13 protein-coding genes are annotated in these 14,979 nt (G+C 42.1%); 6 read left to right on the forward strand and 7 right to left on the reverse strand.

Annotation, left to right across the window (positions count from 1 at the left end; all coding sequences use genetic code 11):
• Positions 1 to 58 precede the first annotated feature (58 nt).
• Positions 59 to 1,111 carry a 2-dehydropantoate 2-reductase gene (locus NLF92_RS01425; protein WP_254098107.1) on the reverse strand — a complete coding sequence of 351 codons (1,053 nt, stop codon included), beginning with the start codon at positions 1,109 to 1,111 and terminating at the stop codon, positions 59 to 61.
• A gap of 77 nt (positions 1,112 to 1,188) precedes the next feature.
• Here NLF92_RS01425 and NLF92_RS01430 point away from each other — a divergent pair, with 77 nt between their 5' ends.
• Positions 1,189 to 2,511 carry a glycosyltransferase gene (locus NLF92_RS01430; protein ID WP_254098109.1) on the forward strand — a complete coding sequence of 441 codons (1,323 nt, stop codon included), beginning with the start codon at positions 1,189 to 1,191 and terminating at the stop codon, positions 2,509 to 2,511.
• Here NLF92_RS01430 and NLF92_RS01435 read toward each other — a convergent pair.
• Positions 2,456 to 4,186 carry an aminotransferase class V-fold PLP-dependent enzyme gene (locus tag NLF92_RS01435; RefSeq protein WP_254098111.1) on the reverse strand — a complete coding sequence of 577 codons (1,731 nt, stop codon included), beginning with the start codon at positions 4,184 to 4,186 and terminating at the stop codon, positions 2,456 to 2,458. The two genes, NLF92_RS01430 and NLF92_RS01435, sit on opposite strands and share 56 nt — an antisense overlap.
• Positions 4,187 to 4,335: 149 nt before the next feature.
• Between NLF92_RS01435 and NLF92_RS01440 the strand changes: the two genes are divergently transcribed.
• Positions 4,336 to 4,983 (forward strand): energy-coupling factor ABC transporter permease, encoded by a 648-nt coding sequence (locus NLF92_RS01440; protein WP_254098113.1) that lies wholly within the window; start codon positions 4,336 to 4,338, stop codon positions 4,981 to 4,983.
• 242 nt (positions 4,984 to 5,225) lie between these two features.
• On the opposite strand, the gene NLF92_RS01445 is transcribed toward NLF92_RS01440, so the two are convergent.
• Together NLF92_RS01445 and NLF92_RS01450 are read right to left on the reverse strand one after the other, a co-directional pair.
• Positions 5,226 to 5,780 carry a phosphoribosyltransferase gene (locus tag NLF92_RS01445; protein ID WP_254098115.1) on the reverse strand — a complete coding sequence of 185 codons (555 nt, stop codon included), beginning with the start codon at positions 5,778 to 5,780 and terminating at the stop codon, positions 5,226 to 5,228.
• A gap of 32 nt (positions 5,781 to 5,812) precedes the next feature.
• Complete coding sequence (locus tag NLF92_RS01450; RefSeq protein WP_254098117.1) at positions 5,813 to 7,003, reverse strand: FtsX-like permease family protein; 1,191 nt, start codon at positions 7,001 to 7,003, stop codon at positions 5,813 to 5,815.
• Between the two features lie 76 nt (positions 7,004 to 7,079).
• Between NLF92_RS01450 and NLF92_RS01455 the strand changes: the two genes are divergently transcribed.
• The 4 genes from NLF92_RS01455 to NLF92_RS01470 are packed head-to-tail and all read left to right on the forward strand — an operon-like array spanning position 7,080 to position 12,910.
• Positions 7,080 to 7,700 carry a PilZ domain-containing protein gene (locus NLF92_RS01455; protein ID WP_254098119.1) on the forward strand — a complete coding sequence of 207 codons (621 nt, stop codon included), beginning with the start codon at positions 7,080 to 7,082 and terminating at the stop codon, positions 7,698 to 7,700.
• Positions 7,701 to 7,714: 14 nt separating this feature from the next.
• Positions 7,715 to 11,209, forward strand: a complete 3,495-nt coding sequence (mfd, locus tag NLF92_RS01460) for a transcription-repair coupling factor (protein ID WP_254098121.1) — start codon at positions 7,715 to 7,717, stop codon at positions 11,207 to 11,209.
• Positions 11,206 to 12,357 carry a CsiV family protein gene (locus NLF92_RS01465; protein WP_254098123.1) on the forward strand — a complete coding sequence of 384 codons (1,152 nt, stop codon included), beginning with the start codon at positions 11,206 to 11,208 and terminating at the stop codon, positions 12,355 to 12,357. Before mfd ends, NLF92_RS01465 begins: the two co-directional genes overlap by 4 nt.
• Positions 12,358 to 12,361: 4 nt before the next feature.
• The gene (locus NLF92_RS01470; protein WP_254098125.1) at positions 12,362 to 12,910 is read left to right on the forward strand and encodes a cob(I)yrinic acid a,c-diamide adenosyltransferase; all 549 of its coding nucleotides are present in this window, start codon (positions 12,362 to 12,364) and stop codon (positions 12,908 to 12,910) included.
• 18 nt (positions 12,911 to 12,928) lie between these two features.
• Here the strand turns inward: NLF92_RS01470 and nagZ are convergent, their stop codons facing one another.
• The 3 genes from nagZ to NLF92_RS01485 all read right to left on the reverse strand — a co-directional run bounded on the left by nagZ (position 12,929) and on the right by NLF92_RS01485 (position 14,976).
• Positions 12,929 to 13,939 carry a beta-N-acetylhexosaminidase gene (gene nagZ / locus NLF92_RS01475; RefSeq protein WP_254098127.1) on the reverse strand — a complete coding sequence of 337 codons (1,011 nt, stop codon included), beginning with the start codon at positions 13,937 to 13,939 and terminating at the stop codon, positions 12,929 to 12,931.
• Between the two features lie 112 nt (positions 13,940 to 14,051).
• Complete coding sequence (locus NLF92_RS01480; protein WP_254098129.1) at positions 14,052 to 14,633, reverse strand: hypothetical protein; 582 nt, start codon at positions 14,631 to 14,633, stop codon at positions 14,052 to 14,054.
• A gap of 43 nt (positions 14,634 to 14,676) precedes the next feature.
• Positions 14,677 to 14,976, reverse strand: a complete 300-nt coding sequence (locus tag NLF92_RS01485; protein ID WP_254098131.1) for an integration host factor subunit alpha — start codon at positions 14,974 to 14,976, stop codon at positions 14,677 to 14,679.
• Positions 14,977 to 14,979 lie beyond the last annotated feature (3 nt).

Consider the following 14,979-nt stretch of genomic DNA (forward strand, 5'->3'; position numbering starts at 1 on the left):
TGATTTTGTACAGGCTGGGTTGTTTACTCAGCGAAGACTATTTTTACTTCTGGAGAGTTTACTTCTGGAGAATTTGTTCGGGCGTGTATTGTACCCTAGGCTTGCCTGAAATGCGGTCCTGCTCCGCTTGTTTCAAACTTTGATAAACAGCGGTATTAACAGGTACAGCTACGTGGTGTTCTTGTGCCAGACGTAGAGTAGAACCGTTGATAAAGTCAATTTCAGTCGTCCTGCGATACTCCAAATCCCACCACATTGAGAGACGAGCTTGAGGATCTATAGCGACCATTGATTTAGCCACCTTAGTAAAAATCCGTGTTGGTAGTTTTAAAACATATGGTACTAGAGCTGCGGGTACAGTCGTTATTTTAGGCAAAGAAATACCAGCCACACGACACACTTTGACATGTTCTTGCATCATATCCGCGACGATTCTGCGATACCCAGAATCAAGGAGCATCGCTTGCAAAGGCAAATTAGCTAAAGCATTCACCGAATTAGTCAGGTTTAATTGTATTTTTGCCCATAACAACGCATCCATATCTTTGCACATAGCTACTGGAAAAGTAGCACAATGCAAAGCCTGTCCAATCTGTGCTAATAGTAGACTCTCTTTCAATCCTGGGTTGTCCGCTTGGGTGCGCGTAATTTTTTCAAAAGCAATCGTTCCAGATGAACTGCGTTTGAACTCACCTAACTGTGCACTAACCACATTAAAGGGAAACATTATCCGCAGTACCTTATTTTGCGGAAAAACCGCTTCGATAAGCTGATGAGAACCTACCCCATTTTGACACATCAAAATCAGGGTATTGGGGCCAACGACTTTTTGTAAGTCAGGAATAATAGCCTCTAGACTAGTACACTTTACTGTTACCCAGACCACATCAAAATTTTGTTTCAATGTCGTAATATCAGCCGTAAATGTATGTGGGGGAAGTGCTACCTCCCAGGAGGTATCGGCATAATCAGAAATGGTCAAACTTTGGTTGAAATGTTGAGCAAAACTAGGGCGACCCAGTGCACGAGTAGGATAATTAGCACGCACAAGATGTGCGCAAAGATATGACCCAATCAGCCCGGTTCCAAATACTAAATGTTGCTGCCTCATGCTAATATACTCTTCTTATTATAATACCTAACATGCTACGTCTATTCGTTTTCATAGACAAGTTGCAAGAGGAAAATATGGCACCCATTGCGTTTATTATTGGTACTGTATGGCCTGAGCCAAGAAGTTCAGCGGCTGGCCAACATTTGTTGAGTTTGCTGTCCGAGTTAAAACAGTTAGGCTATATCATACATTTTGCCTCTACTGCTCAGCGTTCAGAGAACAGTGAAGGGCTTGATGAGCTAGGATGTGTAGTTCATGAGATCGTGTTAAATGACAGTAGTTTTGACCAACTTATCGCACAGTTACAGCCAGAAATAGCAGTATTTGATCGGTTTATGATTGAAGAACAGTTTTCATGGCGAATCAAAAAAGTGGCGCCAAATACATGTTTAATTCTAGATACCGAAGATTTTCATTCCCTGCGTTATTTACGCCATCAGATAGTGAAAAAACACCCGGAACAAGCCGTCGATATCCCTAGTTTATTAGAGATTAATGCTGGGCCTGGACCTTTCCAAGGGTGTCTCAACTCAGACTTCGCAGTGCGCGAAATTGCTAGTATGTGGCGTTGTGATATCAACTTGATCATTTCACAAGCTGAAGTGGCGTTATTACATACTTATTATGGCTTACCCAAGAACATACTCCATTATTGTCCTTTCTTGATGGCCAATGATGGTGCTGAGCTCGGTACTCCAAGGGCCATCGATAAGCGCAAAGACTTTGTGTTTATTGGTAATTATCGTCATGCGCCTAATTGGGATGCCGTCCAAATACTCGCCAAACACCTTTGGCCGCTAATTAGAAAGCAATTACCGCAGGCAAAGTGTCGTATATATGGAGCTTATACACCTGAAAAAGCGCAACAATTCCATAACCCCAAACAAGGACTATTAATATCTGGCTGGGCCAAAGATGCCCAAGCCACTATCCAAGAAGCACGCGTGCACCTTGTTCCCCTACGCTTCGGTGCTGGTCTAAAAGGCAAAATTTTTGATTCACTGAGAGTAGGCACGCCTTGTGTCGGCTCTGATATCGCTTGGGAAGGTATTTCTACAGACGTCACCGCACATTCATTACTAACCCTCAACGATTATGAGAATTTTGCTGAGCAGGCGGTTGCGTTATATGCAGATGAGGACAAATGGTTGACAGAGCAAGTAAAAGGCCAGCAAATACTAGAAAATGACTTTGTGTATACGACACACAGTGCGGCATTAAAAAACAAAATCCAAACTGTCACGCAGGATCTGAATACGCATAGAGCTCCCTTGTTTATGCAAAAGATGCTCGAGCAAACTCAATATCGAGCCACCCGATTCATGTCCCAGTGGATTGAAGCTAAGCAGACAATCGAGCAATTACGTGATGCAGACCTTCCACCCGAGACTGACTAAGTTGACGCAAAATACCTAAGTTGTGTAAGTATGTCGTCAAGTCACAAGGTGGTGCTTGTTGCGAGCTCACTCCTGTAGCCAAATCATGATTTGCTTTTTCTAGCAATATGGCTAGCAAACCTCTCACTATTTTACTACTGGCGTAACCTTGCCAAAAGGAGGTTTGTGGGTCCTGTGCTAACCACACATCGACTTCACACCCCGCTACATGGTGCTGTGCAGTTCGTAAACTGTCATCTAACAATGGACAATCTTTACTTGCCAACATTAACAAACGCAAGACCTGTTCATACGACAGACCTGGGGCAAACTTGCTTTCAAGGGGTAAATGAAAATGTTCATTTACGAAAGAATTGCCCTGCGGTGCTGCTGGCGTCTGTGTTGCTTTGCTGCTTTGCCCTGTGTTTTTGTACTGGGCTGCTTCTTGCGACTCCGGCATGGGTATTGGATGAAACTCAACAGCTGGACTGCCTAACAAAGCAAGCGCTCGGTCTAGATGTGTAAAAAAATATTCAACCTCTGATAATGTATTATACGCACACAATGAAATACGGCATGATCCCGTAATACCCAATGCTTGATTTAATGGCATCGCACAATGGTGCCCTACTCTTAGCGCAATCTTTACTTCGTCTAAGATACGCAAAAGATCGTAAGCATCGATATCCTGGACGGTAAAACTAAATACCGGCACATGAGACTTAGGCTCTGAATGAGTGCTTAATAAACGTACTTCAGGGCGTTTGCGAAACTCACCAAGCGTATATTGATACAGTAACGATTCTTGGTGCTCTATTTCACTACGATGTTCAGCAATATATTCTACTGCTTTAGCGAGCGCTAGTACCCCAGGAACATTTGGCGTCCCGGCTTCAAATTTCAAAGCACCAGTCTGCCAGGTGCTGTGTGCTAATGTGACCTGTTGTACCATTTCTCCACCGAGTTGGACGGGTGGTAATTCAGATAAAATGTTCGGTGCTACATAACAAAAACCAATCCCCATTGGGGCAAACATTTTATGACCACTCGCCACATACATATCGCACCCCAAACGAGTCACCGAGACGGGAAAATGTGCCAAAGCTTGAGTGCCGTCAACTACCGTTAGGGCTTTACACTGACGAGCTTTTGCGCAGATTTCGGCAGCCGGAAACACCACACCCAAAGCATTTGAGACATGGGCAAATGCAACTAATGCGGTATCCTCAGAGATTTTTTCACTCAGTGCAAAAAAGTCAATATCACCATTTTTATCAATACCATGGTAGGTTACGCGTAACCCCAACTGTTGGGCTAAGCGTTGCCAAGGTAATAGATTAGCATGATGTTCACTCTCTAGTAGTAAAATTTCTGTACCAACGAGCATGCTAGGGTTTTGTTGTAAACTCAAAGCCAATAAATTTATACTGTCTGTCGCCCCTTTGGTCCATATGATGGATTGTGGATCATCGGCGTGTAAAAAATCAGCAAGCGTCATTCGAGCGTCTTCAAATTTATCGGTGACCCGACTTGCTAAACCATAGGATGAACGATGCACATTGGTATTATCCGACACTAGACTAGTCATAACACTATCAATCACACACTGAGGCTTATGTGTGGTGGCAGCATTGTCTAAATAAACAATGTCATTTTTTGCATGAAAAAATGGAAAATCGTCACGGATCATAGTCATCGGTTAGTCTAGGTTTGAGTAATGCAATTTTCGCATGCTTGTGCCTTAAATCCAAATTAATCTAATGGTACACTCTCTTTCGTTGCTACCATCAAATTTTGCTCATAGGCAAGTCTCTTTCATCAAATGTATATGGAAAATTAACGATCATGACCGATCTAGAAATGTTCAGCCTCATGCTCTATCTCGGGATATTTTTTTATGTCTGTAAACAAATAAACTGGGCATATTTGGTAACCCAAAAACATGTACAGCACTTGATCTTTGGTTCTACTGCCGCACTATTTTTTTTGTGGACTTTTCGCGCAGGAATATATGAGGGTTTACATGTACACTTCCTGTGGTTAAGCGCGTTAACGCTAACTTTGGGCTTTCGTTATGCCATTCTTGTGACGGGTATTGTATTGCTAGCATTGACGGTTGTGGGCAAAGAAACATGGTCCATGTTTGGTGCTAATGGCTTATTTGGTGCGATGCTCCCGATTATGTTGACCTACGCAATTTATAGCTTTGCTTTTCATCGGGTACCAAGGCATTTATTTGTTTACGTATTTTTGTGTAGTTTTTTCCCAGGTGCACTAATCATTGCAGTAAAAATGGGACTTTTAGGTGGTTTTTATGCATTGAATGGCCTCCATTCTTGGCAAATCGTCGTGGATAATTATGAAGTCCTTATCCCATTGTTATTATTTCCAGAAGCCATGTTGAATGGTATGACAATGACCTTGCTGATTATTTATAAACCACATTGGGTATATACATGGAACGACGAAAGCTTTCTTGATCCTGAAACATAAGCACTACGCAAGTTTTTGTAGATGCTGAAATTCAGGGTTTAGACTGATGTAAAAAGAAACCTCCAAGATACATACATAGAGGTTTTTAATTGCATCTATAATTGCGTATCAGCGCTGTGCAACAGGCTATATGTCTGCCCTGCATCTATAGGTCTGCCCTGCGTACTGTCTTGGACTTTTTCTTGTCACCTTCCCTTTGGGCAAACTCACACTGAGCTGAACACTAAGCTAACGGAAAAGTGTCAAAGTAAGTCTAAGATATTGGCTAAATCAGACTTCCCTGAGCGAATTTCTTCTTTGCTAAGCCCCGTGACTTCATGAGGGAATACAATCCATTCATCTGTTTCTTTAATAAAATAATCAGGGGTAATGGATGTTTTATTATTTTGTGGTTTATACCAAGGGCACGCCACCTTTATTGATTTAGGCGTATTGTTGCGCATTTGTTGTTTGATTTGTTTTAACAATGCCTCTACAGAGCGACCTGAATCAAATACATCATCAACAATTAACAACTTATCTGTTGCATTGGCATTTTCAATAAGATAGTGCAGGCCGTGCACTTTTATTTCCCTAGATTGTTGACCAATGCCATAGTATGAGGATGTTCTAACCGCAATATGATCTGTGGCAGTCTCCTTGTATTCGAAATATTCTTGTACCGCAATACCAATTGGGGCACCACCACGCCAAATACCAATAATAAACTCGGGTCTAAAGCCACTTTCATAGACTTGATGTGCTAAACGAAAAGAGTCTTCTAGAAGCTCTTGTGCCGAAATAAAGTATTTATCCATTAGGGATATCCTGGCTGAAAAGAATTAATATGTTAATCATACTTTAGATGAGTAGCAGGTGTCACTTTTAACGCTTTAAGTGCTGAAGGAATAGTCGCTAACAGGCACAACAAAATGGCAATGACAACAATACCAAAAATTTGCCATGGTGCGATTAATACAGGGATCGGGTCTCCGGTTACAGCCAATGCGATAGGTACTTGGAAAAAAATTAACAATGGATTTAATAAATACACAGCAGTAATGCCCAAAACGGTGCCCAAAATTGTCCCTTTCAGGCTATTAAATACACCGTTAAACATAAAGACTTGGACTATCTGACTTCGCGTGAAACCTTGAGTCTGGAGAATAGCTATATCTGATTGTTTTTCAGTCACAACCATCACCAATGCAGAAATGACGTTGAATGCGGCTACAGCAATAACTAACAATAGCATCATACCCATCATGTTTTTTTCCATTTTCACCGCATCAAATAAAGGACCTTGTACCGAGCGCCACGTCGCCGTGACATAATCCATCTCACTGTCTGATAGGCTGTCAGCTAAAACGTGTTCAAACGCAAAAGCATCATACAAAAACAATCGAGTTTGAGGCTCACGTTGCTGACTGAGACGTTGAACATCAGCAAGTGCCATAAATGCCATTTCTGTATCAGCACTGGATTGCAAACTAAATACACCTGATACAGTCACTCGTCTCTGCACTGGTACCTGTCCAAGTGGTGTAAAGCGACTTACGGATGGGATCAATACACGAATACTATCGCCTACTTCCACATTTAATTTACGAGCCAAAGCCAAGCCAAGGACAATATTATACTGTCTGGGTTGTAACGTATCTAATTGTCGCAACAATGGGAACAAGGAGGGCCCACTGGCATTTGGAATACCTTGTAACATCACTCCATTTAACTCTCCAGGTGTTTGAATCAAGGCTTGGGTAGTCACAAAAGAAGATCTCGCCCGGATCTCTTTATGCTGAGCCAGTTTATCTAAGGTAACTTGTGGTGTAGCAGATGACAGTACGATATGAGGCACAACACCTAACACGCGTTCTTTTAGTTGTTGTTCTAGTCCATTCATGACCGAAAGGACGACTATCAGGGCCAGTATGCCCAAACTCAAGCCTAACACCGAGAAGAAATTAATAAATGCTACAAAACTGTTACTGTTTTTCGTGTGGCTATAGCGAAAGCCAATCCGTGCCGATATAGGGATCATAAAACATCAGTCTGCCGTGTAGATATCCAACATAATACGTTATAATTAAACACACTGACAAGGAGTAAGGTTTGTTATGACTACAAATAACGATGTAACACCCATACCTAAAGTATCACTTGAAGATAAACGAAATGAATATGCTGCGTTTTTCATGCTCGCATATCCTGTCGCAATGAATGTACGATGGTTAGATACCACCCATCCAGAACCTGATGAAGCATTGTTGTTGCGGACAATGCCTGATGCTTTTTTGATTGCAAATGAAGCTGCGGCACTCCAACAAACCGCTTTACGCCCAATCCCTAGCCTTGGGGAAGCAGGTGTAGCCCTTAGCGCATACTTAACGCTACAATCGCGTAAAGTGGATTTGATGATGTCTCATATATTGCAGCAGCAAGATGATCCTGCTCGGCGCTTTATGAGTGATAAAATTGGTGGTGCTGGTGTTGCATTTACGCATCTTACTCCTGTTGAATTAGGCACTTATGCCGAAGTGAAGTTATTTATTCAAGAAGAAGCGGCGGCGGTTTTTTGTTATGCTGAAGTGATTTCATGTGATCCCAAACCAGATAGTTCCGGGTATAATATAGCCTTGCTATTTAACGCCATTCGTGAAGACGACCAAGAAACATTGGTACGTTGTACAATGCATTTACAAACCAAACAACTCCGCGCACGTAAACAAACTGACTGAGAACTTCCATTTCTATGGCTAATATATTTTCCCCTACTCGTCCCAAAGCTAAAGCTGATACTGCTAAACCACAAGCCTTAAGTTGGGGTAACCTTGCCGGTTCAAGTAGCGCACTTGCGATAGCTAATGCCATACAACAAGATGAACGCCCCATCCTCTTACTGACTGCAGATAGCCCCTCTGCGCAGCGCCTAGAGCAAGAGATACTATTTTTTTTAGGGGAGAGTGCAAACACCAGTCAGATCCAGCTTTTCCCCGATTGGGAAACGCTCCCATATGACCATTTTTCACCGCATCAAGATATCGTTTCACAACGTTTAGAAACCTTATTTGAACTGACCAACCACAATCCTAAAGTCATTATTGTGCCGGTTAATACCGCGATGCAAAGGTTAGCCCCAGTAGAATATCTGGCCCAATATGTATTATTTTTGAAAACCGGCCAAACGCTTGATATTGATAGTTTTCGCAGACAGTTAGAACAAGCTGGTTACTTACATGTTAACCAAGTAATGACGCATAGTGAATTTAGTGTCCGCGGCAGTATCATAGATCTATTTCCTATGGGTTCTGATAAGCCCTTCAGAATTGATTTATTTGATGACGAAATCGACAGCATTAGCTTTTTTAACACTAGCGACCAACGCTCTGAAGCGAAAGTGACCGAAATTAAGTTACTGCCTGCTCGAGAGTTCCCTACTGACCAAAACGCTCGAAAACAATTTCGCGACGCATTTTTAGATACCTTTGATGAAAATAACTCCAAAGAATCAGTGTTTTATCAAATTACCAAAGGCACTATGCCTGGTGGTGTTGAGTATTATTTACCCTTATTTTTCAACACAACAGCCACGATATTTGATTATCTTCATGACAACACTTTGTTACTAATGCACGGTGATATCGAGTTTGCTGCCAATCGTTTTTGGGATGATATCAATCATCGTTACGAACAATATCGATACAATCCTGTTCGACCTTTATTACCACCCGCTACATTGTACACACCTGTGGAAACCCTTTTTGCACAATGCAAACAATGGCCTAGAGTCGCCTTGGACGCAGGCACACTCCCCAGTAAAGGTGGTAGGACGAATTATAATATTGAACCCGTCCTAGACATTGCTTTAGATGCCTCCAAAAAAATACCAGCTCAGGCTTTGACCAATTTTATAAAAAAACAAAAAGCATCGACTCGTATTGTGTTTTGTGCAGAAACTCAGGGACGCCAAGAGAACCTGTTACAATTATTAAGAAAAACGCCTTATTCTCCACAACCCATTGCCCACTTCCCTGATTACAAAGACCATCTAACCAGTATTGTAGTGGGTCGTGTTGAACATAGCTTTTGTGTACAACAAGGCAAAGATGACTCTGTCATTTTTATTACAGAAACTCAGTTGTTAGGTCACCAAGTATCCTCTCGTCGGCGTCGTGATAAGCGCAAAGCAACCGATGAAAGTGCCATTATTCGCAACCTTGCTGAACTGAGTACAGGGCAGCCTGTTGTGCATTTGGAGCATGGTGTTGGTCGCTTCCTAGGTTTACAAACATTAGATGCCGGTGGCATTACCACCGAATTTGTCGCTCTTGAGTATGCCAAAGGTGCCAAATTATATGTACCAGTTGCGTACCTTAACCAAATATCAAGATATAGCGGTGGTGATCCCGATACTGCACCACTGCATACCTTAGGCAAAGATACGTGGAGTAAAGCAAAAGAGAAAGCGGCCAAGAAAGTGCGTGATGTTGCGGCAGAGTTACTCAATGTATATGCCAAACGCGCAGCAAAACCCGGTTATGCACATGCTATTGAATGGAGTGAATACCAAAAGTTTGCAGATAGCTTTCCTTTTGCAGAAACACCAGATCAAGCCCAGGCTATATCAGCTGTGGTCAATGACATGGGCATGCCGAGCGCGATGGATCGCTTGGTCTGCGGTGATGTTGGTTTTGGTAAAACCGAGGTCGCCATGCGCGCAGCTTTTATTGCTGCGCATCACGGTAAACAAGTTGCTATTTTGGTACCCACAACATTACTTGCCCAACAGCATTTTGAAAACTTTGTTAACCGGTTTAGTGATTGGCCTTTTAACATCCAAGTCATGTCTCGTTTCGTCAGTACCAAAAACCAAAAGAGTGTTATGGCAGGTCTCGCTGAAGGTACTGTGGATATCGTAGTTGGTACGCATAAATTGCTACAAAATGATATTAAATTTGCTGATTTAGGTTTAGTTATTATTGATGAAGAGCATCGTTTTGGCGTACGTCAAAAAGATAAATTCAAAGCACTGCGCAACGATGTCGATATTCTCACGTTGACAGCAACCCCTATTCCAAGAACACTCAATATGGCGATGAGTGGCATGCGGGATTTATCTATTATAGCTACCCCTCCAGCTAAACGCTTACCCATCAAGACATTTGTTATCAAGCGTAATCAAGAGATCATTCGCGAAGCTATTATGCGTGAGATATTAAGGGGTGGTCAGGTATATTTTTTACATAATGATATTGATACCATCGCCAGTACTTTAGAGGAATTACAAGGTATTGTTCCTGAAGCTCGCATCGCGATTGGTCATGGACAAATGCGTGAACGTGAACTAGAAGGCGTGATGGATGATTTTTATCATCAGCGCTACAACGTACTCTTGTGCACCACGATCATAGAAACAGGTATCGATGTTCCTTCTGCTAATACGATAATTATGGATCGGGCCGATCATTTAGGACTGGCGCAGTTACACCAATTACGCGGTCGTGTGGGTCGCTCACACCATCAAGCTTATGCGTATCTATTAACACCACATCCGCGTCGCATGACCAAAGATTCAATTAAACGCTTAGAAGCCATCGCTTCATTAGAAGATCTTGGCTCTGGTTTTGCCTTAGCCACCCATGATCTAGAAATACGTGGGGCTGGTGAATTACTAGGTGATGGACAGTCAGGCCAAATTGCATCGGTTGGTTTTAGTCTATACATGGAAATGCTCGATAAAGCTGTTGCAGCTATCCGTTCAGGTAAAGAGCCGGATTTGGATTACTCAGTGGCAGAACAGACCGATATAGAATTAAAAATACCGGCATTATTCCCAGAAAAATATATTGGTGATATAAATCTTCGTTTGTCTTTATATAAACGTTTAGCATCTTGTCAGGATAAGCATGAGATAGATGAACTCCATGTGGAATTAATTGATCGCTTTGGCTTATTACCTGAACCCGCCAAGCATCTGTTCCAAGTAACCGAGTTTAAATTGTTGGCGGATATGATCGGTATCAAAAAAATTGAAGCGTCTGCCCAAGGTGGTTTGGTCGAATTTAAGCAAGATGCACGTATTGACCCAGGATACTTAATAAAAATGATACAACAACATCCCACGACTTACCGGTTTGATGGCCCTACTCGTTTGAAAGTAGTTAAAGAATGTCAAACCGCACAAGCTCGTGTAGACTGGGTAGAACAACTTTTAGCAAGTTTAATGGATGAAGGGTTAACCGCTTGAACAATTACTTATTAAATACCGCTTCGAGTAAACGAGGAGTTAACGCCCTCAAATACCATACTCAATGTATATTAATTAGTCTAGTCACGTTATTTTCAGGAATGACTTTTGAGATAGCAGCTCAGGATGCCCCTGACTGGTGGTTTGATGTCGAGGTGCTCGTGGTCAAGCATAGTCAGGCTGATACCAAACAATCTGAGATATTTCCCCAACACCATGTGACTAATTTAGAGTATGGTTATGCTCTTATGAGTGACTTCTTACAGCCTGATATCAGGTTGATACAACAGCACCTCCCTATTTGCCCAGAACTAAGTCCACTGACGTCTTTTTGTCAACCGACTCCCACGTTTATAGATTTCTTGGTTGAGTGGTTATACGATGCTACTGGGGCACCCATTAATACACACATTAATAGCAATGACGTACTGCCCGTTTACTATGATGGATATATTCCCAGCCGTTCTAACCAACCTCATTTTTTGCCTAAATCATCTTTATCGCTGACAAGTTTGTCCGCTGATTTACGCTGGGACAAGACAATGTCACCTTTATTGCATGTTGCTTGGCGGCAACCGGTCGCTGAAGGCGAGAACAATGCCGTATTTTATCGTATACAAGCTGGTGCAAATTTACAGGAGCGTCCTCATGGTGAGCCTCATCCTATTACCACCCTATTCACAACGGATATAGGCACCCAAAACGAACCATTGGTTGACATTTCTTCTGAACAGATTGACCCATCCTCAGCACAAATGGTTACGCAAAAGTTATTGACTTCTGAGCTTGATGAGGTTGTTAACACATCTCTAGTCGGAATAATAAAACAAAATTTAACATCACCTGAAACCGTGGCTTACACAACCAATACTGAACAAGCATCTACTGATAGCAAACTCTATACGCCGATTTATGAACTAGATGGCGGGATCAAAGTATTTATCAAATATTACAGTGGAGTGCCTTATTTGCATGTGGTTGGAGATATGTTATTCGCTAGCAAAAATCCAGATACAGGTACGGTAACGTTGCATCCATTTCAACAACGCCGCCGAATTATTTCCAAACAAGTTCATTATTTTGACCATCCCTATTTTGGGCTTGTTATTACTTTAACTCGGCATAAACGACCAGCCTTACAGGATTAGTCACATGAAAATATATACTAAAACCGGGGACCAAGGTGAAACTCAGGTTTATGCCTCAGAGGTGTTACGTAAACGCAAAGATGATGCTTTGTTACAATGCTACGGCACGTTAGATGAATTAAACTCGCATATAGGTTTGTTGATCGCGCAGCTCAGCGACTCAGATATACCACTGCAACAACTCAATGGCGACACAATACATCACGTATTGTTACAAATCCAAAAAGACATATTCAATGTGGGCTTTGCCTTATCCAATAGCAGTCAATTACGTGAACATTCAGTGCAATGGCTTGAGGACCTGATTGACGTTATGACGAATGTCTTACCGGTACAGACACGATTCATTTTACCGGGTGGCTCTCTAATCGCAGCACAATCACATGTTTGTCGTACCGTTGCGCGCAGAGCTGAACGAGAGCTAGTCGCACTTAGCGGTCAACATGAGTGCGATCCTGTTGCTTTACAATACATAAACCGCTTATCAGACACTTTGTTTGTCTTTGCTCGTTGGGCCAATCATCATAGTGGCATCGACGATACAGAAATTTAAAGGATACTTAAACGGCGATTAAACCTCTGCTGTACGTTGAATGTTTGCTACGGCGTCTTTGTATTCAGTGGTTTGCATAATGTCAGTACTATTCAAGAACGGATTAGCGAGTAACGAATTCACTTTAGTTGAATATGTAGCGATGTGCTTTTCGGTATGACCCAAATTATCCAACACATGAATAGCCTCTTCAGGAGCATTACATATGAGTGTCATATCACAGCCAGCAGCCAACGCCATTTGTACTCGTTCTAGCATCGTTCCACCTTGGGTCGCCGCATGCATTGATAAATCATCAGAAAAGATAACGCCATTAAACGCGTAGCGACGGCGAACAATATCTTGTAACCACGTCGTTGAAAATCCTGCAGGGAGGTCATCAACATCTGGGTATACCACGTGTGCAGGCATGATACCTGCTAATCGATTAGCTCGCATCAGCTTAATAAAAATAGCCATATCATGACCAAAGATAACCTCAGAAGGACGCGGGTCAACTGGGATTGCTATGTGAGAATCTGCCAGAACATTACCATGTCCAGGAAAATGCTTACCGATCGCCCCCATTTGTAAACGACTAAGCCCATCTATAAATGCCGTTGCCAAAATCACTAGTTGCTCGGGATCATGAGAAAAGCTGCGACACTGAATAACTTGTGAAATACCATCCAAATCAAGGACTGGCGCAAAGGTCAAATCAACACCATACGCTAAGCATTCTGTCGCAATCACCTTACCGCAATCAAAAGCAAGCTGTTCTGATTCTGGTGACTCTTTAATTGTGCGCATCGCGGGGATCGCAGTAAATCCCTTTGTAAATCGCTGCACACGACCACCTTCCTGATCAACGGCTAATAAAAGATCATGAGGACAGGCAGACCTTATCTGTTGAGTCAGGTACTGTAATTGCTCGGGATCATAAAAATTACGAGCAAATAAAATGACGCCGCCAACTAAGGGGTGAGCTAAAACCTCACGTTCTTCATTAGTAAGTTCGTAGCCAGCAACATCGAGCATGATTGGATGCATAAAAATACCTATTAAATGGTAAATCTTTGATTGGTATGATTATACCTTATATTGCCGCCACCCAGGCGCAATGAACATAAAAAACCTCATTAATTCGAGAGTTCAGATATGTCTATCTAGTGCTCGTCTTACACGGATGAGAAATGTTTCTATTTGCTCTAGCGAGCCAAATTGCCTGAGCCTTTTCTATATGGGTATGATGTAGTGTTTGTTGCTCCTGTTCAGCAATTTCCAAAGCAATGTCTTGTAAAATCGCGTCTCTTTTAACAAATAAGGCTTCCGCTGAGGCAAATAAATCACTCGCCTCAGGATATTGTACTTTAACTGAAGCAAATACACCGAGATTTTGATAAGCCTCATCCACTGCAAATTCAAAACATTCACGAGCCGCTCTAAATTTCAAATAAGTCAGTAAACGTGGAGAATTAATAAATGCTATATCAGCAGAGGACATGCTCAACTGTTTGGCAGTGTCTAACAATTTTGCTTGCAAAGGAATCAGTTCAGATGGAGTATCATATATATATGCAGTTAAAGCAGTGAGTCTGACTTCCTCGACATCTAATAGAGTATCCAGTGTAACAACATGCGTATTTGCATATTGGGTCGTAGCAACTTGCTGTGAATCAGTCAACAAATACAAACGCGTCGCAATGGCCAAAAGTGCCATGACCAAAAACAAAAGAAGTACCATAAGGTACCTCTTTAATGTTTTTCCCAACAACTTAGACAGAAGATTAGTCCTTAACTGCTGGAGCAGTTTCCACTCTAGATTTGAGTTTTTGACCCGGCTTAAATGTCACCACCCGCCTTGCTTTGATAGGGATATCTTCGCCAGTTTTAGGGTTACGACCAGGGCGCTCCTTCTTGGTGCGCAAATCAAAGTTACCAAAACCAGATAACTTGACCTGTTCTCCAGCCTCGAGACAACACTTAATTTCTTCGAAAAATGCCTCAACAAGGTCTTTCGAGTCTTTTTTATTTAAACCAAACTTATCAAAAAGATGTTCTGCCATTTCCGCTTTGGTTAAAGCCATATT

This window comes from Opacimonas viscosa (assembly GCF_024199005.1).
GTDB lineage: Bacteria > Pseudomonadota > Gammaproteobacteria > Enterobacterales > Alteromonadaceae > Opacimonas > Opacimonas viscosa.

Coding starts and splice junctions, on each gene's coding strand:
- NLF92_RS01425 (WP_254098107.1), bottom strand. CDS start 1,111: ATGAGGCAGCAACATTTAGTATTTGGAACCGGGCTGATTGGGTCATAT.
- NLF92_RS01430 (WP_254098109.1), top strand. CDS start 1,189: ATGGCACCCATTGCGTTTATTATTGGTACTGTATGGCCTGAGCCAAGA.
- NLF92_RS01435 (WP_254098111.1), bottom strand. CDS start 4,186: ATGACTATGATCCGTGACGATTTTCCATTTTTTCATGCAAAAAATGAC.
- NLF92_RS01440 (WP_254098113.1), top strand. CDS start 4,336: ATGACCGATCTAGAAATGTTCAGCCTCATGCTCTATCTCGGGATATTT.
- NLF92_RS01445 (WP_254098115.1), bottom strand. CDS start 5,780: ATGGATAAATACTTTATTTCGGCACAAGAGCTTCTAGAAGACTCTTTT.
- NLF92_RS01450 (WP_254098117.1), bottom strand. CDS start 7,003: ATGATCCCTATATCGGCACGGATTGGCTTTCGCTATAGCCACACGAAA.
- NLF92_RS01455 (WP_254098119.1), top strand. CDS start 7,080: ATGACTACAAATAACGATGTAACACCCATACCTAAAGTATCACTTGAA.
- mfd (WP_254098121.1), top strand. CDS start 7,715: ATGGCTAATATATTTTCCCCTACTCGTCCCAAAGCTAAAGCTGATACT.
- NLF92_RS01470 (WP_254098125.1), top strand. CDS start 12,362: ATGAAAATATATACTAAAACCGGGGACCAAGGTGAAACTCAGGTTTAT.
- nagZ (WP_254098127.1), bottom strand. CDS start 13,939: ATGCATCCAATCATGCTCGATGTTGCTGGCTACGAACTTACTAATGAA.
- NLF92_RS01480 (WP_254098129.1), bottom strand. CDS start 14,633: ATGGTACTTCTTTTGTTTTTGGTCATGGCACTTTTGGCCATTGCGACG.
- NLF92_RS01485 (WP_254098131.1), bottom strand. CDS start 14,976: ATGGCTTTAACCAAAGCGGAAATGGCAGAACATCTTTTTGATAAGTTT.